Below are 24197 nucleotides of genomic sequence, written 5' to 3' on the forward strand. Positions count from 1 at the left end.
GGACAGGAGAACCCAAATGGGAATTTTCGATTTTCTGACCGGAGAATTCATTGATGTCATCCACTGGGTGGATGACAGCCGTGACACAATGGTCTGGCGGTTCGAACGAGAAGGGCACGAAATCAAATACGGTGCCAAGCTGACTGTGCGCGAAGGTCAGGCTGCCGTTTTTGTCCATGAGGGCCAATTGGCGGACGTGTTCACGCCGGGTCTTTATATGCTTGAAACCAACAACATGCCGATCCTGACGACCCTTCAACATTGGGATCACGGGTTCCAGTCTCCGTTCAAATCCGAGATTTATTTCGTCAACACGACACGGTTCAACAACCTGAAATGGGGCACCAAGAACCCGATCATGCTGCGCGATCCAGAGTTCGGCCCGACGCGCATCCGCGCCTTTGGCACCTATACAGTTCGTGTGAAGGACGCAGCCAAATTCCTGGTCGAAATCGTCGGCACCGATGGTGAATTCACCATGGACGAAATCAGCTTTCAAATCCGCAACATCATCGTTCAAGAATTCAGCCGCGTGATCGCGGGTTCGGGTATCCCGGTTCTGGACATGGCGGCCAATACTGCCGATCTGGGCAAGTTGATTGCGGCCGAAGTCTCGCCCGTCCTTGACGGTTACGGGCTGGATATGCCTGAGTTTTATATCGAGAACATCTCACTGCCGCCGGCTGTCGAGGCTGCGCTGGACAAGCGGACCTCGATGGGTCTTGCTGGAGATTTGGGCAAGTTCACCCAGTATTCAGCGGCCGAGGCAATGACAGCGGCTGCGAACAACCCCGGGCAAGGCGGCGGCATGGGGGCTGGTCTTGGCATGGGCATGGGAATGGCCATGGCGCAGCAACTGTCGAACATGGCAGCGGGCCAACCCAGCGGCCCATGGGGATCGTCCGCCCCCGCTGCCCAGCAACCACCAGTACATGCGGCACCGCCACCCCCGCCTCCGGTTGAGCATGTGTGGCATATCGCGGTGGATGGTCAGACGAGCGGGCCGTTTTCGAAAGCCAAGATGGGCCGCATGGCAACCGACGGTGATATCACGCGCGACACGCATGTTTGGACAGCGGGTCAGGACGGTTGGAAAAAAGCAGGTGATGTTCAGGAATTGGCGCAGTTGTTTACGATATTGCCACCTCCACCTCCGGGGACTTGATGCCAACCAACTAGTCAAATGACGGCAAACAAGGCGGACAAATGACCGAAGAACACCGCTTTCCCTGCGACCAATGTGGGGCGGATTACCGCTTCAATCCAGGCGATGGCACCCTGACATGCGACCATTGCGGTCATTCCGAGCCGATCAGCACCGGCCCCTGGGGCGGTGCCAGTCTGCGCGAACTGGATTTTGACGCGGCCATCGCGGATCGCTTGCCCGAAAGTGAGATTGAAGAAACCCGCGTCCTGTCCTGTCCGAACTGTGCCGCTCAGGTCGAGTTCGATCCGGATACGCATGCAGCCGAATGTCCGTTCTGCGCCACGCCTGTGGTGACAGATACCGGGGTCAGCAGGCATATCAAACCGAAAGGTGTATTGCCTTTCGCATTGGACGAACGCGCCGCCCATAAGGGCATGAGCGACTGGTTGGGCGGTCTGTGGTTCGCCCCCAATGGACTGAAGGACTATGCCCGCAAAGGGCGCAGGATGCAGGGTATTTATGTGCCCTACTGGACTTTCGATGCTGACACAAAGTCCAGTTATCGCGGTGAACGTGGCGTGGTTTACTATGAAACCCGCACGGTGATACGCGACGGAAAACGTGTGCAGCAGCAAGTGCCAAAGGTCCGCTGGACGCCCAAATCAGGACGTGTCGCGCGGTTTTTTGATGATGTTTTGGTATTGGCGTCACGCTCACTTCCCAAGAAGTACACGGATGCGCTTGAACCATGGGACCTACCCGCATTAGAGCCCTATCAACCTGAGTACCTGGCGGGCTTTCGGGCCGAGGCCTACACCGTGGAGTTACAAGAGGGTCATGCCGAGGCGCGCGCCTATATGGCGCGGGTGATCGAGCGCGATGTGCGTTTCGATATCGGCGGAGACCGGCAGCGCATCCACGCCGTGGACACAGATGTTCGGAATGTCACGTTTAAACACATCCTGTTGCCGGTTTGGATGGCCGCCTATAAGTACCGCGGACAAACCTATCGTTTCGTAGTGAACGGGCGCACCGGGCGCGTACAGGGAGAGCGCCCCTGGTCCGCGATCAAGATCACCATCGCTGTGGTTCTGGGCCTGCTGATCGCTGCCGGTGTCGGTTATCTGGTGGCGACGGGGCAACAATAGCGCTTGCTCGCCGGACACCCAGCCCTCTTGAATATCCTTTGATCCAAAGCCATCCTCCGCATCGCGAAGTCAGAGGGAAGCTGCTGTGTCGATATCCATTCTGAATACCCTGCTTGAGGATCGGCATTCCTGTCGTGCATTTCGTCCCGACCCGGTTTCCAGGGATCAAATCGAACAAATCCTGATCAGTGCCTCGCGTGTTCCAAGCTGGTGCAATGCGCAGCCATGGAGCGTGGTGATCGCCAGCGGCAAGGAAACGGACATGTTCCGCCGCGCCATGCGCGCCGAGGCCGAGACTGGGCCGCCTGTGCCTGACCTGCCTTTTCCGACGTCGTACTCCGGTGTCTATCAGGATCGCCGCCGCGCCTGCGGCTGGGCATTGTACGAAGCAACTGGGGTGGAACGCGGCGATCGAGCGGCGTCTGCGCGTCAAATGATGGAAAACTTCACTTTGTTTGGTGCGCCGCATTGCGCCATTGTCTCCAGCCCGGTCGAACTGGGCGCTTATGGCGCATTGGATTGCGGTGGGTTTGTCACGGCATTTACATTGGCCGCGCAAGCCCTCGGAATTGCGTCAATTCCGCAGGCAGCACTTGCAAGCTATAGCCCGTTTCTGCATCGCTATTTCGATATCCCCGATGACCGGTTGATCTTATGCGCGATTTCATTTGGCTATTCAGACACGACCCACCCGGCGAACGCCTTTCGAACGGATCGCGCGGCATTGGGTGACATTGTCGACTGGCGCGGCTAAACCTTCCGATCAGACAGACCGGCACATAACCAGAGGTTCATTTTGCGCGCGCTATTACAACGTATTTCCCACGCCAAAGTCTCGGTTGACGATATGGTTGTCGGGCAATCAGGCCCGGGATTGCTGATCTTTGTGTGCGCCATGCAAGCCGATGATGAACAGCAGGCCGAGAAGCTAGCTGCCAAGATTTCGAAGCTACGCATTTTCAAGGATGACGCTGGGAAGATGAACCGCTCGATCCTGGACTGCGGCGGATCTGCTTTGGTCGTCAGCCAGTTCACCTTGGCTGCCAACACGACAAGCGGCAACCGCCCGGGATTTTCGGAAGCCGCAGCCCCGGACACCGGCAAACAGTTGTACGACGTATTTGCCCAAAACCTATCATCACAAGGGATTGCCGTTGAAAAAGGGCAGTTCGGCGCGGACATGGCCGTTGAGTTGATCAATGATGGACCCGTAACAATCTGGATGGACAGCCAATGACCCAAGCAGAACAAGCAATCAAACTGTGGCGGGCCGGGGTCGCGGCGGTTGACGGCTACACCGCAACACAGACCGCTTTGTCGGGCGTCTCGAAACCCGACCGAATTCTGGCCGTTGGCAAGCCTGCCGCAGCGATGGCGCGCGCCGCGTTGGACCATTTCGGAACGGTTCCGACCCTGGTGGTCACCAAGGATGATCATGGCCGCGATCTGCCTGACGGCGTTGAGGTCATCGAAGCCTCTCATCCCGTGCCTGATGAGAGAAGCCTTGCAGGTGGGCGGGCGTTGCGTCTTGCTGTCGGGGCAATGCAGCCGGGCTCCCATCTGCTGCTTCTGGTCTCAGGTGGGGCGTCGTCGTTGGCCGAGGATCTGTTGCCGGGAAATTCGCTTGAGGATCTCGAGGCCCTGAACAGGAAACTACTGTCCGAAGGTCTGGATATCACGGCAATGAACGCAAAACGACGCGCGCTGTCTCGGGTCAAAGGCGGTGGGTTGCTATCGCATTTTGCGGGCGAGAAGGTAACGGTGCTGGCGATATCTGATGTGCCCGGTGATGATCTTCACGTTATCGGTTCGGGGATCGGTGCTTTGCCTGAAACTTACGCGTTCGAAGCCACCGCCCGCATCATTGCATCAAATGCACACGCACGGACCGCAGCGACAGAGGCCGCCCACGCCGCCGGACTTCCCGTGCATGCAGATGAAGAGGCCCTGCACGATGACTACCTTTCCGTTTCCGCCAAGCTGGGACAGCGATTGCGACAAATGGAACCCGGTGTGATGGTGTTTGGTGGTGAGCCAACAGTCGTCCTGCCCGAGAACCCGGGTCAAGGCGGTCGAAATCAGGCGCTTGCACTTGCCTTGGGTCGCGAGATCTCTGGTCTGTCGGGCATCACGGTTGTTGTTGGTGGCACAGACGGCACGGACGGCCCGACAAATGCAGCAGGAGGTATCGTTGACGGCTCAACCTGGACCAAGGAGGCTGAGATCGCTTTGGAAAACGCCGACAGCGGCAGCTATCTGGACAAGGCCGACGCTTTGCTTGTGACCGGCCCGACGGGCACAAATGTCATGGATCTGGTTGTCGCAATAAGAAGGTAGTTTGACGTTTTTACCCTGTCCCATGACCAACAGGACCCGGAGACTGCCACCATGACGTCTGCACCCAACTCGCTAAGTGAGATCGAAGACATCGCCGACTTGGGCATCCATTTATCTGATGGATGTCGTCTGTCTGCGCGGGTGTGGCGGCCAACGGATGCGGCGAAATCTCCGGTTCCGGCGATTCTGGAATTTCTCCCCTATCGCAAGCGCGATGGTACCGCAGCGCGGGATGAGTTGACCCACCCCTGGTTCGCCAAACGCGGCTATGCCTGTATTCGCGTTGATATGCGTGGCAACGGCGATAGCGAAGGTTTGATGGCTGATGAGTATACTCAGCAAGAGTTGGACGATGCTGTTGAGGTTATTCGGTGGCTGGCAGATCAAACCTGGTGCAGTGGCTCGGTCGGGATGATGGGAATAAGTTGGGGCGGTTTTAATGCCTTGCAGGTTGCAGCAATGCGACCTACCCCGCTCAAAGCCATAATCACACTATGTTCAACGGCGGATCGGTATGCAGATGATATCCACTACAAGGGTGGATGTCTGTTAAACGAAAACCTCGGTTGGGGCGCGACGATGTGGTCCTATTCTTCGCGCGCGCCAGACCCTGAATTGCGCCCGAACTGGCGTGAGTTATGGTTGAAGCGGTTGGAGAATGAGCCGTTTCTACCGTCGATCTGGCTGCGTCACCAAACCCGTGATGACTACTGGCGACATGGCTCGGTGTGCGAAGATTTTGGGGCGATCCGTGCAGCAACGCTTGCTGTTGGTGGCTGGGGGGACGCATACAAGAACACTGTTCCGTTGCTGGTTGAACAGCTGAACGCGCCGGTGAAGGGCATTGTTGGCCCATGGGTTCATAAGTACCCACATTTCGCCGTGCCTGAACCCCGGATTGGCTTCCTTCAGGTAGCGCTGCGGTGGTGGGACCATTGGCTGAAAGGTTTGGACACCAGCGTGGAAGACGATCCGGATTACCGGGCCTATGTGATGGACGGTGTGCGCCCTGAACGCTGGTATGCCGAGCGGGCTGGCCTTTGGATTGCCGAAGCTGACGGCGCGACATCTCAGTTGCCTAAGATGACCATGCGGATATCGGATACCGGGCTTGGCTGCACCGATCCCTTGAATAGACGCATCCGCTCACCTCAACATTGTGGCATGGAGGGGGGCGAGTATTGCGCCATCTGGTTGGGCCCTGACATGCCCGGCGACCAGCGGGCAGATGATGCATTGTCGGCCTGTTTTGACAGCCCGCCTCTGGACGAAATCATGGATATCGTGGGCGCCCCACGTGTTCGGCTGACGATCAGCGCTGACAAACCGCAGGCCCAGCTTGCGATACGTTTGAACCATATCCATCCAGACGGCGCTTCGACCAGAATCACGTATGGGGTTCTAAACCTGGCGCACCGGGACAGCCATGCAGAACCGACACCGCTGACGCCCGGACAACCTTATCAGATTGAACTTGACCTGGATCACATCGCCTATCGTGTTCCCAAAGGTCATCGGTTGCGCCTGTCCGTCTCCAGCGCCTACTGGCCGTTGGTTTGGCCATCCCCAGAGATGGCCGAACTGCATTTGACAGCAGGAGAGATCACGATCCCGCAGCGGGAACCTGCAACGTCTGACGAGTGCGCGTTTCCGCCGCCCGAGTCCGAAGAGCCACGGAAAGTCAAAACCTTGCGGGAAGCATCTAACTCCCGCCGCGTCGAAACGGACATGAATACAGGAGAAATTCGCCTGATCATCGAAGATGATTTTGGTCTCGCCGAAGATTGCACGCATGGTTTGATAAGTGGCGGCTCAGCGCATGAGGCTTGGTCGATACATCCAGATGACCCACTTTCCGCACGGGGAACTTGTGACTGGACTCAGGAGCAAAAACGCGGCGACCTAGACCTGAAAACTGAAACAAGTTGCGAGATGTGGTCTGACGCCGAAAATTTTTATCTCCGCGCCGCTATAAGTGCTTACGAAAATGAAGTGCTATTGTTTTCAACACTCAAGGAAGACACGATAGCGCGGAACCAACTATAGATCCGACCTCAAAGGGCAGGACTTTAAACTTGCCCGACCGGGTGAAATGCGCCAACGTTGACTCAAGCGTCAATAAAAAGTCCGCAAAGGGCTAATACAAACCAAAGGGAGATCTTTGTATGAACGACCAACTCACTCACATGACCGGACAAGTGACGGCAGGAAAACTGACACGCCGCGAATTCATAGGGAAAGCGGCGGCCCTTGGGGTTACTGCGGCCATGGCCAGCACAATGTTCGCAGATGCAGCGCGCGCTGCAGGCGCCAAAAAAGGCGGCGATCTGAAATTCGGCCTGCAAGGCGGCGAATCGACAAACTCGCTCGATCCGGCAACCTATGCCAGCTCGGTTCCGTTCCAGAACGGCAAACAGTTTGGTGACCAGCTGGTCGAAGTGGCACCAGACGGGACAATCGAACCACGCCTGGCGGAAAGCGTCGAAGGCAGCGCTGACGCCAAGGTCTGGACCTTCAAGCTGCGTCAGGGTGTCGAATTCCACAACGGCAAGACCATGACCAGCGAAGACGTTCTGAAGACGATGGAGCGCCATTCGAACGAAGACTCCAAGTCCGGTGCCCTTGGCATCATGAAGGGCATCGAGTCGATGAAGGCCGATGGCGACAACTTTCAGGTCACCCTGACCGAGCCGAACGCTGATCTGCCCTATCTGATGGCCGACTATCACCTGATCATTCAGCCCGATGGCGGCATGGACAACCCCGCAGCGGGTATTGGTACCGGCCCCTATAAGCTGGAAGTCGATGAACCGGGCGTGCGCCACCTGTTTACGAAGAACGAAAATCACTGGAACAGCGATTTCGGTAACTTCGACAGCGTCGAAGTCGTCGTTATCAACGACGCAACTGCCCGTACTGCCGCACTACAATCCGGTCAGGTACACGCGATCAACCGGGTTGAACCCAAGGTTGCCGATCTGCTGGGTCGCGCGCCCAATCTGACGGTGAATTCGACCGCTGGTCGTGGGCATTATGTGTTCATCATGCATTGCGACACGGCACCTTTCGACAACAATGAACTGCGACTGGCACTGAAATACGCCATCAACCGCACGGATCTGGTCGACAAGGTGCTGCGCGGTTACGGCTCGATCGGGAACGACATGCCAATCAATGCGGCGTATCCGTTGTTTGACGAGACCATTGAACAGCGCGAATTCAGCGTTGAAAAAGCGGCCGAGCACTATAAGAAATCCGGTCATGACGGATCTCCGATCATCTTGCGTGTTGCGGATGGGGCGTTCCCTGGTGCTGTGGATGCGGCAGCCTTGTTCCAGCAGACCGCTGCTCAGGCTGGTATCCCGCTGGAGATCAAGCGTGAACCCAACGATGGTTACTGGTCCGAAGTCTGGAATGTTCAGCCGTTCTGCGCCTCGTACTGGGGTGGCCGTCCGGTGCAGGATCAGATGTATGCAACCGCTTATCTGTCGACTGCCGACTGGAACGACACTCGGTTCAAGGTACCGGCGTTTGACGACATGCTCTACGCTGCACGCGCGGAACTGGATACGGAAAAACGCAAGGGCATCTACGGCCAGATGGGCCGCATGGTCCGCGACGAGGGCGGCATAATCTGCCCGATGTTCAACGACTTTGTCGAAGGCATCAGCAACCAGCTGGATGGCTGGGAGACCGACCCGACGCAGGAAATGATGAACGGCAACGTTTCCCGCAAAATGTGGTTCGTCTGATACGGGCAACGGATCATGCATCCTATCATCAAACTGGTTTCCCAGCGCCTCGCGCTGGGAATCCTTTTGCTGTTCGGCGCTTCGGCCCTGATTTTTGGCCTGACCGAAGCCCTTCCCGGAGACGCCGCGCAAGCCGTCCTGGGGCAGTCCGCAACCCCAGAGGCCCTTGCAAACCTGCGCGAAGAGATGGGTTTGGACCGTCCCGCATTGACCCGCTATGCTGAATGGCTGACAGGCATTCTACAGGGTGATCTCGGTCGGTCGCTCACCAACAAGCTCGACATCGCTGAAAGTATCGGAAAGCGGCTGGGGAATACGCTGTTTCTCGCTTGTGTTGCCGCGATCGTCTCGGTCCCACTTGCGATTTTTCTTGGCCTGTTGGCCGTCCGCTACCGCAACCGTTGGCCCGATAAACTGATTTCAGCGGTCACACTGACAACGGTTTCAATCCCCGAGTTTCTTATCGGCTATGTGCTGGTTTACTTCATATCGGTGAAGCTGGGATGGTTTTCATCCCTCGCGATGATCAATGACTCCATGTCATTGGGGCAAAAACTATACGCGATTGCGTTGCCGGCTTTTGTTCTGACTCTTGTGGTTCTCGCACAGATGATGCGGATGACCCGGGCCGCAATTTTGAACCTTATGCAATCTGCGTATATCGAAACTGCAGAGCTGAAGGGCCTCTCTACCTTTCAGGTTATTGCCAGACATGCCTTTCCAAATGCCATTTCACCAATCGTGAATGTCGTCATGTTGAACCTCGCTTATCTGGTGGTCGGTGTTGTCGTGGTTGAGGTTGTGTTCGTCTATCCCGGCATGGGGCAATACCTTGTTGACGCCGTGACCAAACGCGATGTGCCGGTTGTTCTGGCCTGCGGCGTAGTCTTCGCGGCCGTCTACATTGGCCTGAACATGGTCGCAGACATTGTGTCTATCCTTGCGAACCCAAGATTGAGGCACCCGAAATGATGAAGAATATTCCTATTTCGGCAGCCATCGGACTGTTTTTCACCGGCACCTACTTTTTGGTGGCCATCGCCGCGCCTTTGATCGCGCCCTATGGAATGGCAGAAGTGGTTGGGGACGTCTGGGAACCGGCAAGTGCCAAACATTTGCTTGGAACCGACAATATTGGACGCGATCTGCTGACCCGTATGATCTATGGTGGCCGTACCACGATCTTTATCGCAGCGGCTGCGACACTTCTTAGCTTTTTGACTGGTACGTCACTTGGCCTGCTTGCAGCAGTTATGGGCGGCTGGGCTGATCAGGTTCTAAGCCGAGCGGTCGATCTGATCATGTCGATCCCCACGCTGATCCTGGCGCTGGTCATTCTGGCGATTGTCCCTGTGACCGTCCCGATCCTGATCCTTGTGATGGGCCTCTTGGACGCCACGCGCCCGTATCGCCTGTCACGATCTGTCGCGGTGGATATCAACGTGATGGATTATGTCGAAGCCGCCAAATTGCGCGGTGAAGGCCGAATCTGGATAATCTTCCGGGAAATCCTGCCCAACGCGCTGTCACCATTGGTGGCAGAGTTTGGTCTGCGGTTCATCTTTATGGTTCTGTTCATCTCGACCCTGTCGTTCCTGGGTCTGGGCGTGCAGCCGCCGCTGGCGGACTGGGGCGGCATCGTGAAGGAAAACAAAGACGGCATCGTCTATGGCATTGGCGCAGCGCTATACCCGGCCGTCGCAATCGCGACGCTCGCAATCTCGGTCAACCTGGTGGCTGACTGGGTGCTGAACCGTACAACTTCGCTGAAAGGAGGCCGGGGATGAGTGATATCCTTCTCAAGGTCCGCGACCTCAAAATCGGCGCGACAGTATATCCGCCGGACGAAAAGCCACATGATATTGAAATCGTGCACGGGGTCAGCTTTGACCTCGCGCCCGGCAAGGTCTTGGGGCTAATTGGCGAATCCGGGGCCGGAAAATCCACTATCGGTCTGGCGTCCATGGCCTATGGCCGGGGTGGCGTCGAAATCACTGGCGGCGAAGTCTGGGTCAACGGCCGAGATATCCTGAAATCCCCGCATGGCGACATCCGCAAGTTGCGCGGGGGCGAAGTGACTTATGTTTCGCAATCCGCGGCGGCATCCTTCAACCCTGCCAAAAAGATCATGGATCAGGTCGTCGAGGCTGCGGTCGAGCAGAAAAAATTCTCGCGCAAAGAAGCCGAAAGGCGCGCGCGCGAGCTGTTTGCCAAACTTGGGTTGCCTGATCCGGACAATATAGGGGATCGGTACCCGCACCAGGTTTCCGGTGGGCAGTTGCAACGTTGCATGACCGCGCTCGCCTTGTGTCCTGAACCGGACCTTGTGGTGTTTGACGAACCCACAACTGCTTTGGATGTGACCACCCAGATCGACGTTCTGATGGCAATCAAAGAAGCCATTCGCGACACTGGTGTTGCCGCACTCTATATCACACACGACCTTGCCGTCGTGGCACAGGTAAGTGACGACATCATGGTCCTGAAAATGGGCGATATGGTCGAATACGGCAGCACGGATCAGATCATCAACAAACCGCAGGAAGAGTACACACAGGCGTTGGTCTCGGTCCGCTCGATCGAGCATGAAGAAAAACAGCCCACGCCGGACCCGGTGCTGAGCGTCGACGGGATCACCGCACGCTACAAGGGGCTGAATTTCGACGTGTTGCATAACGTCAATGTCGAACTTCATCCGGGACAGACACTAGCCGTTGTGGGCGAATCCGGCTCGGGTAAATCCACGCTGGCGCGGGTGATCACAGGTCTGTTGCCGCCGAGCGGAGGTGAGATCACATTTGCAGGGCGCAAACTCTCGGCGGATCTGGCCGGGCGCTCGCGCGAGGATTTGCGTGAGTTGCAGATGATCTACCAGATGGCGGATGTGGCGATGAACCCACGGCAGACCGTCGGGACAATCATCGGGCGACCGTTGGAGTTCTACTTTGGCATGCGCGGCGCGGAAAAGCGCAAGCGGATCATCGAACTGCTGGATGAGATCGAACTGGGTGAAAAGTTCATGGATCGCTACCCAGCAGAGCTGTCGGGCGGTCAGAAACAGCGTGTCTGTATTGCGCGATCACTGGCGGCCAAGCCAAAGATGATCATCTGTGATGAGGTGACATCAGCGCTGGATCCGCTGGTGGCCGATGGCATCCTGAAACTGTTGCTGGACCTGCAAAAGATCGAAGACGTGGCGTATCTGTTCATCACCCACGATCTGGCGACTGTGCGCGCGATCAGCGACAGTATCGCGGTGATGTATCAGGGTCGTGTGGTTCGCTATGGCCCCAAAAGTGAGGTTCTTAGCCCGCCGTTTGACGACTATACTGACCTCTTGCTCAGCTCGGTGCCGGAAATGCACCTGGGTTGGCTGGAAGAGGTCGTTGCGCATCGTAAGATGGAAAGCGCCGGGAACTGATCCCGGCCCTTTCAATACAAATCTGGTGAATCACCTAATCCCGGCGTCTTGTTCAGCAACAGGCGGCGGGGTTTTGTCAAAGAGGCTGTGTCATGGACCGGAAACTGCTTTTGATCATTCTGGACGGGGTTCCTTATCGCAACTTTCGCCGCCTTTTTGGCAACCTGGAAGGCTGGGTTCAAAACGGTGAGGCGCGCGTCTGGAAACATCGCGCAGTACTGCCGTCGATTTCTGCCAGCTGTTATGCCTCGATCCATACCGGCGTGACGCCGCAGGAACATGGCTGTACCGGCAATGGCAACGTCTTCCGGTTGCGCCACAAGGACGTGTTCAGCCAGGTGCGAGAGGCCGGGGGTAAGACCGGCGCCGTAACGCACAGCTTTTGGTCACAGTTTTTCAACCGACATCCGTTCGACTATGTGCGCGACGTCGAGTATGACGAACCAGACAGCGAGACCATCAACCATGGTCGCTTCCACTCTATGACCGGCTATGGCAAGGACAATCAGATGACACCGTCGGACGTGGATCTTTTTGCCACGCTGACCAATCTGTGCCTGCGACATGGGCTGGATTACGGCATTCTGCACACCTGCACACTGGATAGCATGGGACACCGCTATTTTCACGACTGTCAGGAAATGGACCACGCATGCTTTGTGATGGATGAGATGTTGGCCCCTTTCATCCCCCGTTGGAGGCAACTGGGATACGAGGTGATCGTGACCGCTGACCACGGACAGGACGAGCGCGGACATCACGGCGGGCGCGGTACGTTGCAGCAGGAAACTGCGCTGTATTATTTCGGAGACGCCGAAGGCCCTGATCAAGACACGGTCATTGACCAGTTACAACTGGCACCAACCATATTGAATCGCATAGGCGCTCCGGTTGCAGAGACAATGAAGGCCGAGCCGTTTCTGAAATGATCTCGCAGAGCGTCAGTCGTAGGACCAGATGCCCTGCCCCAACGCCTCGATCGCGACCGAGATTCTTTCAAAACTGTCAGCGGCCCGTGTGACTGTTGTCCGCGCGCGAAGATACCCATGGACAAGGCCCGGTTCATTGATCCAATGCGCGTTACCGCCTGCTGCGATAATTCTATCGCAATAGGTCGGCCCATCATCACGCAATGGGTCACAGTCAGCTGTGACGACCACCGTTGGTGGAAGGCCTGAGAAATCGCTGTCGTGCAAGGGCGCGTAAGTCGGGTCATGTTCGGGTTTTTCACCGGCGAACCGCATCTTTTCATAGAATAGAATATCGTCCAGGGTCAAAAGCGGTGCATGAGCGTGCTCAGTATACGATCCCTGCGTCCTGTCACCGCCCAAGCCGGGATAGATCAGAACCTGTCCTAATACATGTTCCAACCGCCCGCGACCATGATGAGCAACGGACGCCGCCAGATTGCCACCGGCGCTGTCGCCTGCAAGAATGATCGGATCACCAAATTCGCGGGCAGCCCATTCGACGGCTGTCCAACTGTCGTCGAATTGTGCCGGATGCACATGTTCCGGGCACAGCCGATAATCCACAGCCACAACGCGATATCCAGTCTGCACGCAAATCTCGGCACACACGTCATCATGGCTGTCGAGACCGCCCAGTATGAAACCGCCGCCATGGAAATAGACGACAGTTCGGGTCGGATCTCCGGCTTTATAAACGCGAACCGGCACGCCATCGGCGGGCCGGTCCTGCGTTTTTACGTCATCCGGACGGGGTTGGCGAAAATCCTGACACATCGTGTCATAAACCCTGCGCTGATCGGCTATGGACAGGTCAACCGCATCGTCAGGATAGCTTTCAGCCGTTCGTCTTATGAACGCCCAGGTTTCTTCATCGATCAGACGTTCATAATCCATAGCCCCTCCGTGATCAGGCTGCCCACTCCCATGGCCGGGTGAACGCCCCCAGCACTGTGCTAACATCGTCTTCGGAGGAGCCCTTCGCGTCAAGCTGTGCAACAAGCCCACGCTTTTTGTCATCGATGACCAAGACAACCCGCGCATCGACACCGGCTTTTTCAAGCGCACCGTTGTAGATACGGGTGATCGCGTGTTTGCGCAGGTCCGGTTTGAACACCTTGCCCACAGCCGTTTTCGGCAGTTCTGTCAGAACGGTCATGTGTTTGGGTTGTGCGGCCCGTTCGTGGACGTGGACCTTGCAATACTCCAGCAACTCTTCTTCGGTTGCGCTGGCACCGTCGACGAGTTCGACAAAGGCACAAGGCACTTCACCTGAATGGGCATCCGGTTGGCCGATCGCGCCCGCGAAGGCAACCGCCTCATGGCCCAACAACGCCTCTTCAATCTCAGCCGGGTCAATATTGTGACCGCCACGGATAATCAGATCCTTGGCGCGCCCGGTGATCCACAGATACCCGTCTTCGTCAAACCGGCCCAGATCGCCCGTGCGCAGATATTTGTCGAAGTGGTAGAGGTTCGCGTTCTTTTCCGCCTCGGTATAGGTGTTGCCCGCATAAACCCCCGGGTTCGAAATACAGATTTCTCCGATCTCGTCCGCACCACATTCCTTGGGCCCATCTGGTCCATCCTGCAGGATTTTGACGTCCGTATAGGGAAACGGAATACCAATTGAGCCGATCTTTTTCTCACCATCCACCGGGTTACAGGACACAAGGCAGGTGGCTTCGGTCAGGCCATAGCCTTCGACGATCGTGACACCGGTTGCTTCTTCAAAGCGGCGGAACAATTCAACCGGCAAAGGTGCCGAGCCCGAAAACGCGGTTTTCACGGATGAGATATCCGCATCCACAGGGCGCTGCATTTTAGCCGAAATCGCTGTCGGAACCGTAATGATAAATGACACTTTCCAGCGCTCGATCAGCTTCCAGAAATTGTCAAACACGCCATCGCCGCGATACCCTGCTGGCGTCGGGAAGATGACATGTGCGCCGGATGACACCGCAGCCATCATGATCACATGCACCGCGAAGACGTGGAACATCGGCAACGGGCACATGATCACATCATTCTCGTCAAACAGCAGCGTATGTCCCAGCCAACCGTTATAGACCAGCCCGGAATACTTGTGCTGAGCGACTTTGGGCATGCCCGTCGTCCCACCGGTGTGGAAATAGCAGGCCACACGATCTTCTTTGCTGTCTTCAAATGTCAGGCTCGTCGGCTGTTTGGCCAGTTCCTGATTGAAACTTCTGTAATCCGCATGGGCCAGATGCTCTTTGTCCCCCATCTTGGGGCGCAGGAAGGGCACCAACCACGATTTTGGCGGCGTAAGATAGCGATTCAGGTCAATTTCCAGAATGGTCTTAACGTTGGGCGCATGGCGGACCGCTTCTTCGACCTTTTGCGCCACATCCGTTTTCGGGAACGACTTCAGCGTCACAACAACCTTGGCGTTGGTCTCCCGCAAAATGGCGGCAATCTGTTCTGGTTCCAGCAACGGGTTGATTGGGTTAACGATCCCAGCCACAGCGCCGCCCATCATGGTGACAAGCGTTTCGTTGCAATTGGGCAGAACATACGCCACCACGTCCTTTTCGCCCACACCGAGCGAGCGGAACAGATTGGCAGCCTGATTGACCTTGCCTAGCAAGTCGGACCAGGTCAGCGTTTCGGCCTTGTCATTTGGGCCCGAGAACAGCTGGAAACTGATCGCCTTGTGGTTTGGAAACTTGCCTGCTGTTCGCGATAGCAACTGATGGAACGTGACTGGCAGGTCACGATCCTCCCAGGACATTTCCTGCTCCATCCGTGCTTTGTCTTCTAGACCCACAAAGGCCATGTTGCTCCTCCCCTTATTTTTCTCCCATGCGCGGCACAGGTTTTTGATCCATCACAGGATGGGACCATATCCTTGTCGGCGCAAGCAAGGGCTTAGCGTTGGATTTCTGGAAAATGTAGGATGACGCTACGGCGGATCGCCGTTTGTCTGCACGTCACTTTATTCTGCGGCGACGCCATCCGTGAATTGTAGACGGGCCAGACGCGCATATAGCCCATCCTGAGCGACAAGATCTTGGTGGGTGCCCTGCGCAACAATCTGCCCGGCCTCCAGCACCACGATCCGGTCGGCCTTTTTGACTGTCGCCAAACGGTGCGCAACAATTAGCGTCGTGCGCCCGGCACGCATCTGATCCACAGCACCCTGAACAGCACGCTCGCTTTCAGCATCAAGGGCCGACGTCGCCTCATCCAGCAACAGGACCGGCGCATCGCGCAGAATGGCACGGGCGATCGCAATTCGTTGTTTCTGGCCACCGGACAGCATCACGCCACGTTCTCCGACAAAACTGTCATAACCTTCTGGCAGCGCCGCAATGAAGTCATGCGCCGCGGCGGCGCGCGCAGCCGCCTCGACTTCGGCATCCGTGGCATCCAGTCGGCCAAAGCGGATGTTTTCGCGGGCCGAAGCAGCAAAGATCACCGGGTCCTGCGGAACCAACGCCATTTGAGCGCGGAAATCTGCTCGATCCAGGTCTCGCAGGTCTTGGCCATCCAATGTGACGCGACCAGAGTTCGGGTCATAGAACCGCTGGATCATCTGGATCACGGTCGTCTTGCCTGCCCCTGACGGGCCGACAAAGGCAACCGTTTCACCCGGGTTCACTTGCAGCGACAGGTGGTCGAGTGCGATCACATCAGGTCGCGCCGGATAACGGAAGGTAACGTCTTCAAACCCGATTTCACCGCGCACGGGTTGCGAGAGTGATCCGGCTTGCGTCGGGTCGGACACCGTATCCTCGGCGTTCAGCAACTCAATCAGCCGTTCCGTGGCACCAGCGGCGCGCTGAAGCTCGCTCCAAATCTCGGACAAGGCTGCTACCGAGCCGGCCATGATGATCGAATAGATCACGAACTGGATAAGAACGCCCTCGGTCATGACACCGTTGCGCACGTCATTGGCCCCCATCCACAGCACGCCTACGATGCCGGAAAAGACCAGGAAAATCACGATGACTGTCAGCACGGCCCGCGTCCTGATGCGCCGCAGCGACACGACATAAGATGTCTCGGTCATATCGCCGAACTGTTTGCGACTGGCCTGTTCATGGGTGAACGCCTGCACTGTCTGGACAGCCCCAAGTGCCTCGCCCGCATTGCCGGAAGACGCCGCGATCCAGTCCTGGTTTTCACGGCTGATAACACGCAAACGACGACCCAGAACCAGAATCGGGACGACAACGATTGGGATCAACAACAGGACAAGAGCCGTCAACTTGGCAGAGGTCAGCAGCATCAGGACCAGCCCGCCGATGAACATCAGCATATTCCTAAGTGCTATTGATACAGAGGACCCCAACACCGACTGAATCAATGTGGTGTCCGTCGTGATCCGGCTGAGCACTTCGCCCGTCATAATGCGTTCGTAGAACTCCGGGCTCATACCGATCACACGGTCGAACACAGCTTTGCGAATATCGGCCACAACACGCTCACCCAGCCGGGTGACCAGTGTATAGCGGATCCCTGTGCCGACAGCGAGAACGGCGGCAATGCCCAGCGCGGCCAGAAAGTACCAATCCAGCAGTTCCCCGTCCTGAATGCGGAAATTGTCCACCACACGACGTACAGCCAGTGGCAGGGTCAACGTCATGCCCGCTGTCAGTATCAAAGCCAGCGTGGCGCCGATCATCAGCCATTTGTAAGGCATCATGAAAGGCCAGAGAGACGCCAGCATACCCAGTTTTTTCGACCCGGGTCGCTCCTCGCTAGCGCCGGGGGCCGGAGCTTTTGCTGGATTGGCGGTGGTCTTTCTTGCCATATCGGGCCCTTACGTTCCAAACGGTCCTGAGTGAAATCTTCTTGGCCCTAGCAGCACCTGCGGTCAAGCAGCACAACACCTATTGGCAGCCAGCACGGGCCATTTGACGCAGAGATTGAGGGGATATTCTGGAGCGGGTAGACGGAATCGAACCGACATAATCTGCTTGGAAGGCAGGGGCTTTACCATTAAGCTATACCCGCTCGTGGTTTGGGCTGGTTAAGTCATGTGCCCGGGCGCGTCAAGCAGGAAGTCGGAAAAATCCGTCTTCAAAACGACGTCCCAAGAACCGTTTCAATTTGGATTTTGTTGGCAGCGATCCTTGCCTGACATGCGCGGTTGCAGGGCTCATTCATGGCTGCGGAAAATTCGCGTCGAAGAGAAAAAGCGCTCCAACTCTTCGATCCTCTCTTTGCTTTCCTCCCAACGCGCCTCTTGCACTTCGGCGATCAGAGTTTCTGAGATCAATTGCAGCGCAATGGTCGAATCCCAGCTGGAAGGTGCTTCGACCAAGGCATGAAACGTATAGTCCGCAGTCTTGCCGATTGGCGAACCCCATTGATCTGTAAACAATACAACCGTCACGCCACGGCTGGAGGCGACCTGCGCCAGCTTTTCCAGATGCGCCTCGTACCGGCGAATGTCGAATATCACCAGGACCGAGGTTTCCCCCATGTCCAGCAGGTACTGCGGCCAGACGTTTGCGGAATTGCCCAACATCGTCACATTGGGGCGAATGATTTGCATGTGGTTGTACAGATAATCCGCGTTTGACCGGGTGATCCGGCCACCCACGACATATAATGGGCGTTCCGTGTCGGCCAACAACTGTGCGACGGCATCGAACATCTCTTTATCAAGACGTTCCAGCGTATGACGCATATTGGTCCAGACCGCCTGCGCAAATCGCGTTATCGGATGTTCTGCTTCGCCGTCATCTGCCCAGTCATCGCGCTTGGAAATCGGCTTCTTGATCTGGGCCGCAACCTCTTCGCGCAGCGCGTCCTGCATGTCAGGGAAGCCGTCAAACCCAAGCTTGCGCGCTGTTCGGATGACCGTCGGGGTCGACACCTGTGCGGCCGCTGCCAGCTTGGTGATCGATTGCAGCCCCGCCATGGGATAGTCCTGCAAAAGGATCGAAGCCAATTGACGTTCTGATCGCGTCAGACCGTCCAGTTCATCCTGTATCCGCTGTTTGACAATTTTGGCGACGGTTGCCATCGGCACCCTCTTTTTTTCTATTCGTTACAGAATATTTGAGATTGTAATTTTGTCTACAGTAATTTTCTTGACAGCCGAGTTTCTACTGTAGCAAATGCTACGTATGCATGAAGATACCGAGTCACCTTTGCTTCACCCGACCGAGGCGCCCGCTGCGCGCGTGTTGAATGCACGTGGGCACGCGCCAGCTGTTTTGGTATGCGAGCATGCAAGCCGGTTTATCCCGGCGGCACTTGGTGGACTGGGGCTGGACGAGGCTGCTGCGCGATCTCATGCCGCTTGGGACATTGGCGCGCTGGAGCTTTCGGTCGAGTTGATGGGGGCGTTGGATGCGCCGCTGGTTCATTCCCGCGTCAGTCGCCTTGCCTATGACTGCAATCGACCGCCGAGCCGCGACGACGCCATGCCCAAAACCAGTGAAGTCTTTGCAGTACCGGGCAACATGGGTCTGACCGAAGACCAGCGTTCCCAGAGAATCCGCGAGGTCTATTATCCGTTTCGGCATTTGCTTGCCTCGACTTTAGATGCGCGCCCAATCCCACCTGTGCTGATCACGATCCACAGCTTCACACCGGTCTATCAGGGCCAATCACGGTCGGTCGAGTTGGGCATCTTGCATGATGATGATGACAGAGCGGCCGAGGTCATGCTGCGACATGCGCAAGGGTCAGGTCTGAAAGTGGCGCGGAACGAGCCCTATTCTGCTGCCGACGGCGTCACCCACACGTTGCGCGAACATGCGATAAAACGCGGGCTTCCGAATGTCATGATCGAGGTTCGAAACGACCTGATCAATACGCCAACAGGCATCAACGACATTTCAGGGCGACTGACACCGATACTGCAAGCCGTGGTCAGCGAATTTTCGAACGTTGAGGCGAAGCTATGAAATTTGGGGGATCGGAATGAATTTCATGCGGGGATATGTGGCGGTCATTGACCGCATGAACCGCTGGATCGGCCGGATCGTCATGTATGGCATTTTCGCCATGATGGGCATCCTGCTTTGGTCGTCGATCTCAAAGACGTTCTTCCTTCCCTCTCTCTGGACGCTAGAAGTGGCACAATTCGCCATGGTGGCTTACTACATCCTTGGCGGCCCCTACTCGATCCAGATGGGATCCAACGTCCGCATGGACCTGCTTTACAGTGAATGGTCCGACCGGCGCAGGGCGTGGACCGATGCTATCACAGTGTTCTTTCTGATCGTCTACCTCGGCGTGATGATCTATGGCGGGTACGATTCACTTAGCTATTCGCTGCAATATGGCGAACGCAGCCCAACTGCATGGCGCCCATATCTTTGGCCGATAAAGGTGATCATGGTGTTTGGTCTGTTCCTGATGCTGTTGCAGGCAATTTCCGAACTTTTCAAAGATATTCTGCGCCTTCGCGGCGAAGACATCCCGCGTGAGGTGATCTGATGTCCTATGAGCTGATCGCCATCCTGATGTTTTCGACGATGATGCTGATGCTGCTGACCGGGCAGCGGGTCTTTGGGGCAATCGGGTTTGTTGCCGTCATCGCCGCCCTTTTTCTTTGGGGTGACCGGGGCGGGTATGACCTAGGTTTTGCGGCGGCGATGAAGTTGATGAAATGGTATCCGCTGCTGACACTGCCGATGTTCATTTTCATGGGCTATGTCCTGGCCGAGTCCAAAATCGCGGATGATTTGTACAAGATGTTCCACGTCTGGATGGGCGGGCTGAACGGTGGCTTGGCCATCGGCACGATCGGGCTGATGGTACTCATTTCAGCCATGAACGGGCTAAGCGTTGCGGGCATGGCGATTGGAGCGACCATCGCCTTGCCGGAACTTCTCAAACGCGGATACGACAAAAGAATGGTGACTGGGGTTATACAAGCCGGGTCCTCATTAGGTATTCTTGTGCCGCCCTCTGTGGTTTTGGTTCTCTACGCGATGATCGCGCGCCAACCGGTCGGGCAGCTGTGGTTGGCTGGCATCCTGCCTGGCCTAATGATGGCAACGATGTTCATTCTGTATATCGTGATCCGCTGTCGCATTAACCCGGCACTTGGCCCCGCCCTTCCGAAGGAAGAACGCGACGTGCCCATGGCAGAAAAACTGCACCTGTTGCAGGCAGGCCTTCTGCCCCTTGGGATTTTTGCGGCAATGATGGTGCCGTTCGTCAACGGCTGGACGTCACTGGTGGAAAGCTCGGCCATAGGCGCGCTGACCGCATTTGCCGCGGCCGTTCTCAAAGGACGTATGACCCGCGAAGTGTTCGAAACCTCTGTGCGGTCGACCTTGGGCATTACCTGTATGTTCATGTGGATCATTCTGGCGGCACTGGCCTTTGGGGCAGTGTTCGATGGGTTGGGCGCTGTGCGCGCCATCGAAGACCTGTTTACAAACCGTCTGGGCCTGAACCCATGGGTGATCCTGATCCTGATGCAGCTGAGCTTTATCCTGATGGGCACGTTTCTGGACGATACGGCCATGCTGGTCATCGTCGCCCCACTTTATGTACCCCTTGTGGGCGAGCTGGGGTTCGATCTGATTTGGTACGGTGTGCTGTACACGATCACCACTCAGATCGCGTATATGACACCGCCGTTTGGCTATAACCTGTTCCTGATGCGCGCCATGGCGCCACCAGAGATTTCGCTGCGCGACATCTATGGCTCCATCCTGCCCTTTGTTCTGGTGATGACGCTGGCACTGGCCATTATCATGACCTTCCCGCAGATCGCACTGTGGCTGCCGGATTACATTTACAACAAATGACCCCGGACCAAACCGGGGCAACGTGAGGGGTTACGCCTTCGCAAACTGAAACTGACCAATGGAGAGAGAGAATGACGAACAGACGTACATTTTTGAAAGGTGCCGCGGCGGCGCCTGCGGCTGCCTTGGCAACGCCCGCTTTGGCACAATCGAAGATCACGTGGCGGATGCAGACCTATGCCGGACCAGCGCTGGCCGAACACGTTATCGACCCTGCAATCAAGATGTTCAACGACATCGCCGGTGACCGGATGCAGATCGAGCTGTTCTATGCGGACCAACTGGTTCCCACCGGCGAGCTGTTCCGCGCAATGCAGCGTGGCACGATTGATGCAGTGCAATCCGACGACGACTCGATGGCGTCACCCACCGAAGTCACGGTGTTTGGCGGATACTTCCCCTTTGCGTCCCGCTATTCGTTGGACGTGCCCGTTCTGTTCAACCAGTATGGCTTGAATGAAATCTGGGACGAGCAATATTCGGCGGTCGGTGTAAAACACATCTCGGCCGGCGCGTGGGACCCGTGCCACTTTGCGACCAAAGACCCGATCAACTCGCTTGCCGATTTGCAGGGTAAACGCATCTTTACCTTCCCGACTGCCGGTCGCTTCCTGACACAGTTCGGCGTTGTGCCGGTCAGCCTGCCCTGGGAGGATATCGAAGTCGCGGTGCAAACTGGCGAGCTGGACGGCATCGCATGGTCGGGCATCACCGAAGACTACACTGTCGGCTGGGCAGATGTGACCAACTACTTCCTGACCAACAACGTGTCGGGCGCTTGGGCAGGTCACTTCTTTGCCAATATGGATCGTTGGAATGAACTGCCGGAAGACTTGAAGACTCTGTTCAAGGTTTGCACCGACCAGTCCCACTATTATCGCCAGTGGTGGTATTGGGGCGGCGAGGCCTCGTTGCGCGTGAATGGTGACAAGATGAAGCTGACCACAATCCCGGATGAAGAATGGGCGACGGTCGAAGGCGCTGCTGTCAAATTCTGGGACGAGATCGCAGCCGAGTCTGAGACCAAAGCGAAAGTTGTCGAGATCTTCAAGCAATACAACGCCGATATGCAAAAGGCCGGTCGGCCTTATCGCTACGGTTAGAATATCGCCAATACGACCCGCCCTTTTTCGGGGCGGGTCAAACGGAACGAACAGCCGACAGGTTGACATCGGCAAGGATAAAGGTGGCACATGCTCACGTTCGAACATCTCAAGACTCAGGTTTCTGAGGGAACTGTAGACACAGTTCTGGTCTGCATGGTTGATATGCAGGGGCGCTTGATGGGTAAGCGGTTTCACGCCGGTCATTTTGTGGCAGGCGCATGGGAAGAGACCCATTGCTGCAACTACCTTCTGGCCACCGATCTGGAGATGGGAACGCCTGACGGCTATGCCTCGACCAGTTGGGAGCGGGGGTATGGCGACTATGTCATGAAACCCGATCTAGACACGCTGCGCCCTGTGCCATGGCTTGAGGGCACGGTCATGGTGATGTGCGATGTATTGGACCATCACACGCATGAAGAGGTCCCGCATGCGCCTCGGTCGATCCTGAAACGCCAAGTCAATCGTTTGAAGGCCATGGGCTATGATGCGATGACAGCAACCGAGTTGGAGTTTTTCCTGTTCGAGAAAAGCTTTGATCAGATCCGCAAGGAAGGCTTCCGCGATCTGGAGCCTATCTCGGGCTACAACGAGGACTATCACATCCTCCAGACCACCAAAGAAGAGCATGTGATGCGACCGATCCGCAACCATCTGTGGAATGCGGGGCTGCCAGTTGAAAACTCCAAGGGCGAGGCCGAGACCGGGCAGGAAGAGCTGAACATCAAATACGCGCCTGCTATGGATACCGCCGAATATCACTCGATCGCCAAAAACGCGGTGAAGGAGATTGCATGGCAGCATGGCCATGCGGCGACTTTCCTGCCGAAATGGCATCACGACAAGGTGGGAAGCTCGTCCCACGTGCATCAGTCGCTGTGGGCGGGTGGGAAGCCTGCGTTCTACGACTCGTCGGATGATCTGGGCATGTCGGCACTGATGAAAAACTACATGGCCGGTTTGCTGAAGTATGCACCCGACTATACCGCGTTCATGGCGCCTTACATCAACAGCTATAAGCGCTTCATGAAAGGCAGTTTTGCGCCAACCCGGATCATTTGGTCGGTGGACAATCGGACGGCAGGCTTCCGTCTGTGCGGTGACGGGACAAAGGCGGTTCGGGTAGAGTGTCGAATTCCGGGGTCCGATATGAACCCTTATCTGGCGATGGCGGGAATGCTGGCCGCCGGTATTGCGGGCATCGAAGAAGGGCTGGAGCTGCAGGAGCCCACCAAGGGCGATGCCTATCAGGGCGAGACCGGGATGATCCCGGGCAGCCTGCGCGCCGCACGGGATGCGCTGCATGGCTCGGCCATGCTACGTGCGGCCATGGGGGACGACGTGGTCGAGCACTATGCCCGCGCGGCCGAAGTCGAGATCGAGGAATTCGAGCGTGTGGTGACGGATTGGGAAATTGCCCGCGGGTTTGAGCGGGCCTGAGGCCGGGAGCGAGGGTCGCAATTGTTGCGCCATTGATCCGAGCGACAATGGCGATGCCTCTCGCGCACCCCGGGTTGTTTAAGGCCAGATGAAGCAGGGGTCCTGTTTCAGTTTGAATATGGAGAGAC

20 protein-coding genes and 1 tRNA gene are annotated in these 24197 nt (G+C 56.7%); 16 read left to right on the top strand and 5 right to left on the bottom strand.

The genetic code is table 11. The features are described from left to right. Positions 1 to 16: 16 nt before the first annotated feature. The 11 genes from D9K61_RS26245 (at position 17) to D9K61_RS26295 (ending at position 12734) form a co-directional block, all read left to right on the top strand. A complete protein-coding gene (locus D9K61_RS26245; protein WP_120636136.1) occupies positions 17 to 1165 on the top strand; it encodes an SPFH domain-containing protein in 1149 nt (382 codons plus the stop codon). 41 nt (positions 1166 to 1206) lie between these two features. After that, complete coding sequence (locus D9K61_RS26250) at positions 1207 to 2295, top strand: TFIIB-type zinc finger domain-containing protein (RefSeq protein WP_120636137.1); 1089 nt, start codon at positions 1207 to 1209, stop codon at positions 2293 to 2295. Positions 2296 to 2380: 85 nt separating this feature from the next. Next, complete coding sequence (locus D9K61_RS26255) at positions 2381 to 3049, top strand: nitroreductase (RefSeq protein WP_120636138.1); 669 nt, start codon at positions 2381 to 2383, stop codon at positions 3047 to 3049. Between the two features lie 42 nt (positions 3050 to 3091). Continuing rightward, positions 3092 to 3532, top strand: coding sequence for a D-aminoacyl-tRNA deacylase (gene dtd, locus D9K61_RS26260; RefSeq protein ID WP_120636139.1), 441 nt, complete (start codon positions 3092 to 3094; stop codon positions 3530 to 3532). Beyond that, positions 3529 to 4632 (top strand): glycerate kinase, encoded by a 1104-nt coding sequence (locus D9K61_RS26265; protein ID WP_120636140.1) that lies wholly within the window; start codon positions 3529 to 3531, stop codon positions 4630 to 4632. Before dtd ends, D9K61_RS26265 begins: the two co-directional genes overlap by 4 nt. 51 nt (positions 4633 to 4683) lie before the next feature. Then, the gene (locus D9K61_RS26270) at positions 4684 to 6678 is read left to right on the top strand and encodes a CocE/NonD family hydrolase (protein ID WP_120636141.1); all 1995 of its coding nucleotides are present in this window, start codon (positions 4684 to 4686) and stop codon (positions 6676 to 6678) included. A gap of 119 nt (positions 6679 to 6797) precedes the next feature. After that, positions 6798 to 8384 carry an ABC transporter substrate-binding protein gene (locus D9K61_RS26275; protein WP_120636142.1) on the top strand — a complete coding sequence of 529 codons (1587 nt, stop codon included), beginning with the start codon at positions 6798 to 6800 and terminating at the stop codon, positions 8382 to 8384. A 15-nt stretch (positions 8385 to 8399) separates the two neighbouring features. Beyond that, entirely contained in the window at positions 8400 to 9356 is a 957-nt protein-coding gene (locus tag D9K61_RS26280; protein WP_120636143.1) for an ABC transporter permease, read from the top strand. Beyond that, positions 9356 to 10171, top strand: a complete 816-nt coding sequence (locus D9K61_RS26285) for an ABC transporter permease (protein WP_120636144.1) — start codon at positions 9356 to 9358, stop codon at positions 10169 to 10171. The genes D9K61_RS26280 and D9K61_RS26285 overlap by 1 nt, the downstream gene beginning before the upstream one ends. Then, the gene (locus D9K61_RS26290; protein WP_120636145.1) at positions 10168 to 11805 is read left to right on the top strand and encodes an ABC transporter ATP-binding protein; all 1638 of its coding nucleotides are present in this window, start codon (positions 10168 to 10170) and stop codon (positions 11803 to 11805) included. Before D9K61_RS26285 ends, D9K61_RS26290 begins: the two co-directional genes overlap by 4 nt. 92 nt (positions 11806 to 11897) lie before the next feature. Next, complete coding sequence (locus tag D9K61_RS26295; RefSeq protein ID WP_120636146.1) at positions 11898 to 12734, top strand: alkaline phosphatase family protein; 837 nt, start codon at positions 11898 to 11900, stop codon at positions 12732 to 12734. Between the two features lie 12 nt (positions 12735 to 12746). Here D9K61_RS26295 and D9K61_RS26300 read toward each other — a convergent pair whose 3' ends face one another. The 5 genes from D9K61_RS26300 to D9K61_RS26320 form a co-directional block, all read right to left on the bottom strand. Next, positions 12747 to 13670, bottom strand: a complete 924-nt coding sequence (locus D9K61_RS26300; RefSeq protein WP_120636147.1) for an alpha/beta hydrolase — start codon at positions 13668 to 13670, stop codon at positions 12747 to 12749. A gap of 13 nt (positions 13671 to 13683) precedes the next feature. Then, complete coding sequence (locus tag D9K61_RS26305; RefSeq protein ID WP_120636148.1) at positions 13684 to 15573, bottom strand: acyl-CoA synthetase; 1890 nt, start codon at positions 15571 to 15573, stop codon at positions 13684 to 13686. A 159-nt stretch (positions 15574 to 15732) separates the two neighbouring features. Further along, complete coding sequence (locus D9K61_RS26310) at positions 15733 to 17553, bottom strand: ABC transporter transmembrane domain-containing protein (RefSeq protein ID WP_120636149.1); 1821 nt, start codon at positions 17551 to 17553, stop codon at positions 15733 to 15735. 129 nt (positions 17554 to 17682) lie between these two features. Beyond that, positions 17683 to 17756, bottom strand: a tRNA-Gly gene (locus D9K61_RS26315). A 145-nt stretch (positions 17757 to 17901) separates the two neighbouring features. Continuing rightward, positions 17902 to 18774 (bottom strand): MurR/RpiR family transcriptional regulator, encoded by an 873-nt coding sequence (locus D9K61_RS26320; protein WP_120636150.1) that lies wholly within the window; start codon positions 18772 to 18774, stop codon positions 17902 to 17904. Positions 18775 to 18877: 103 nt separating this feature from the next. On the opposite strand from D9K61_RS26320, the gene D9K61_RS26325 reads away from it, so the two are divergent. The 5 genes from D9K61_RS26325 (at position 18878) to D9K61_RS26345 (ending at position 24069) form a co-directional block, all read left to right on the top strand. Then, positions 18878 to 19663 carry an N-formylglutamate amidohydrolase gene (locus D9K61_RS26325; RefSeq protein WP_120636151.1) on the top strand — a complete coding sequence of 262 codons (786 nt, stop codon included), beginning with the start codon at positions 18878 to 18880 and terminating at the stop codon, positions 19661 to 19663. Between the two features lie 16 nt (positions 19664 to 19679). Beyond that, a complete protein-coding gene (locus tag D9K61_RS26330) occupies positions 19680 to 20198 on the top strand; it encodes a TRAP transporter small permease subunit (protein ID WP_120636152.1) in 519 nt (172 codons plus the stop codon). Then, on the top strand, positions 20198 to 21523 hold the full coding sequence (locus D9K61_RS26335) for a TRAP transporter large permease subunit (protein WP_120636153.1): 1326 nt from the start codon (positions 20198 to 20200) through the stop codon (positions 21521 to 21523). The genes D9K61_RS26330 and D9K61_RS26335 overlap by 1 nt, the downstream gene beginning before the upstream one ends. 71 nt (positions 21524 to 21594) lie before the next feature. After that, a complete protein-coding gene (locus D9K61_RS26340; protein WP_120636154.1) occupies positions 21595 to 22626 on the top strand; it encodes a TRAP transporter substrate-binding protein in 1032 nt (343 codons plus the stop codon). Positions 22627 to 22716: 90 nt separating this feature from the next. Then, positions 22717 to 24069 carry a glutamine synthetase family protein gene (locus tag D9K61_RS26345; RefSeq protein ID WP_120636155.1) on the top strand — a complete coding sequence of 451 codons (1353 nt, stop codon included), beginning with the start codon at positions 22717 to 22719 and terminating at the stop codon, positions 24067 to 24069. Positions 24070 to 24197 lie beyond the last annotated feature (128 nt).

Source organism: Ruegeria sp. EL01 (assembly GCF_900313035.1).
Lineage (GTDB): Bacteria > Pseudomonadota > Alphaproteobacteria > Rhodobacterales > Rhodobacteraceae > Ruegeria.

Bases quoted from the DNA above. Each gene is read 5' to 3' on its own strand.
- D9K61_RS26245 (WP_120636136.1), top strand. From the start codon at position 17: ATGGGAATTTTCGATTTTCTGACCGGAGAATTCATTGATGTCATCCAC.
- D9K61_RS26250 (WP_120636137.1), top strand. From the start codon at position 1,207: ATGACCGAAGAACACCGCTTTCCCTGCGACCAATGTGGGGCGGATTAC.
- D9K61_RS26265 (WP_120636140.1), top strand. From the start codon at position 3,529: ATGACCCAAGCAGAACAAGCAATCAAACTGTGGCGGGCCGGGGTCGCG.
- D9K61_RS26270 (WP_120636141.1), top strand. From the start codon at position 4,684: ATGACGTCTGCACCCAACTCGCTAAGTGAGATCGAAGACATCGCCGAC.
- D9K61_RS26275 (WP_120636142.1), top strand. From the start codon at position 6,798: ATGAACGACCAACTCACTCACATGACCGGACAAGTGACGGCAGGAAAA.
- D9K61_RS26280 (WP_120636143.1), top strand. From the start codon at position 8,400: ATGCATCCTATCATCAAACTGGTTTCCCAGCGCCTCGCGCTGGGAATC.
- D9K61_RS26285 (WP_120636144.1), top strand. From the start codon at position 9,356: ATGAAGAATATTCCTATTTCGGCAGCCATCGGACTGTTTTTCACCGGC.
- D9K61_RS26290 (WP_120636145.1), top strand. From the start codon at position 10,168: ATGAGTGATATCCTTCTCAAGGTCCGCGACCTCAAAATCGGCGCGACA.
- D9K61_RS26295 (WP_120636146.1), top strand. From the start codon at position 11,898: ATGGACCGGAAACTGCTTTTGATCATTCTGGACGGGGTTCCTTATCGC.
- D9K61_RS26300 (WP_120636147.1), bottom strand. From the start codon at position 13,670: ATGGATTATGAACGTCTGATCGATGAAGAAACCTGGGCGTTCATAAGA.
- D9K61_RS26305 (WP_120636148.1), bottom strand. From the start codon at position 15,573: ATGGCCTTTGTGGGTCTAGAAGACAAAGCACGGATGGAGCAGGAAATG.
- D9K61_RS26310 (WP_120636149.1), bottom strand. From the start codon at position 17,553: ATGGCAAGAAAGACCACCGCCAATCCAGCAAAAGCTCCGGCCCCCGGC.
- D9K61_RS26320 (WP_120636150.1), bottom strand. From the start codon at position 18,774: ATGGCAACCGTCGCCAAAATTGTCAAACAGCGGATACAGGATGAACTG.
- D9K61_RS26325 (WP_120636151.1), top strand. From the start codon at position 18,878: ATGCATGAAGATACCGAGTCACCTTTGCTTCACCCGACCGAGGCGCCC.
- D9K61_RS26330 (WP_120636152.1), top strand. From the start codon at position 19,680: ATGAATTTCATGCGGGGATATGTGGCGGTCATTGACCGCATGAACCGC.
- D9K61_RS26335 (WP_120636153.1), top strand. From the start codon at position 20,198: ATGTCCTATGAGCTGATCGCCATCCTGATGTTTTCGACGATGATGCTG.
- D9K61_RS26340 (WP_120636154.1), top strand. From the start codon at position 21,595: ATGACGAACAGACGTACATTTTTGAAAGGTGCCGCGGCGGCGCCTGCG.
- D9K61_RS26345 (WP_120636155.1), top strand. From the start codon at position 22,717: ATGCTCACGTTCGAACATCTCAAGACTCAGGTTTCTGAGGGAACTGTA.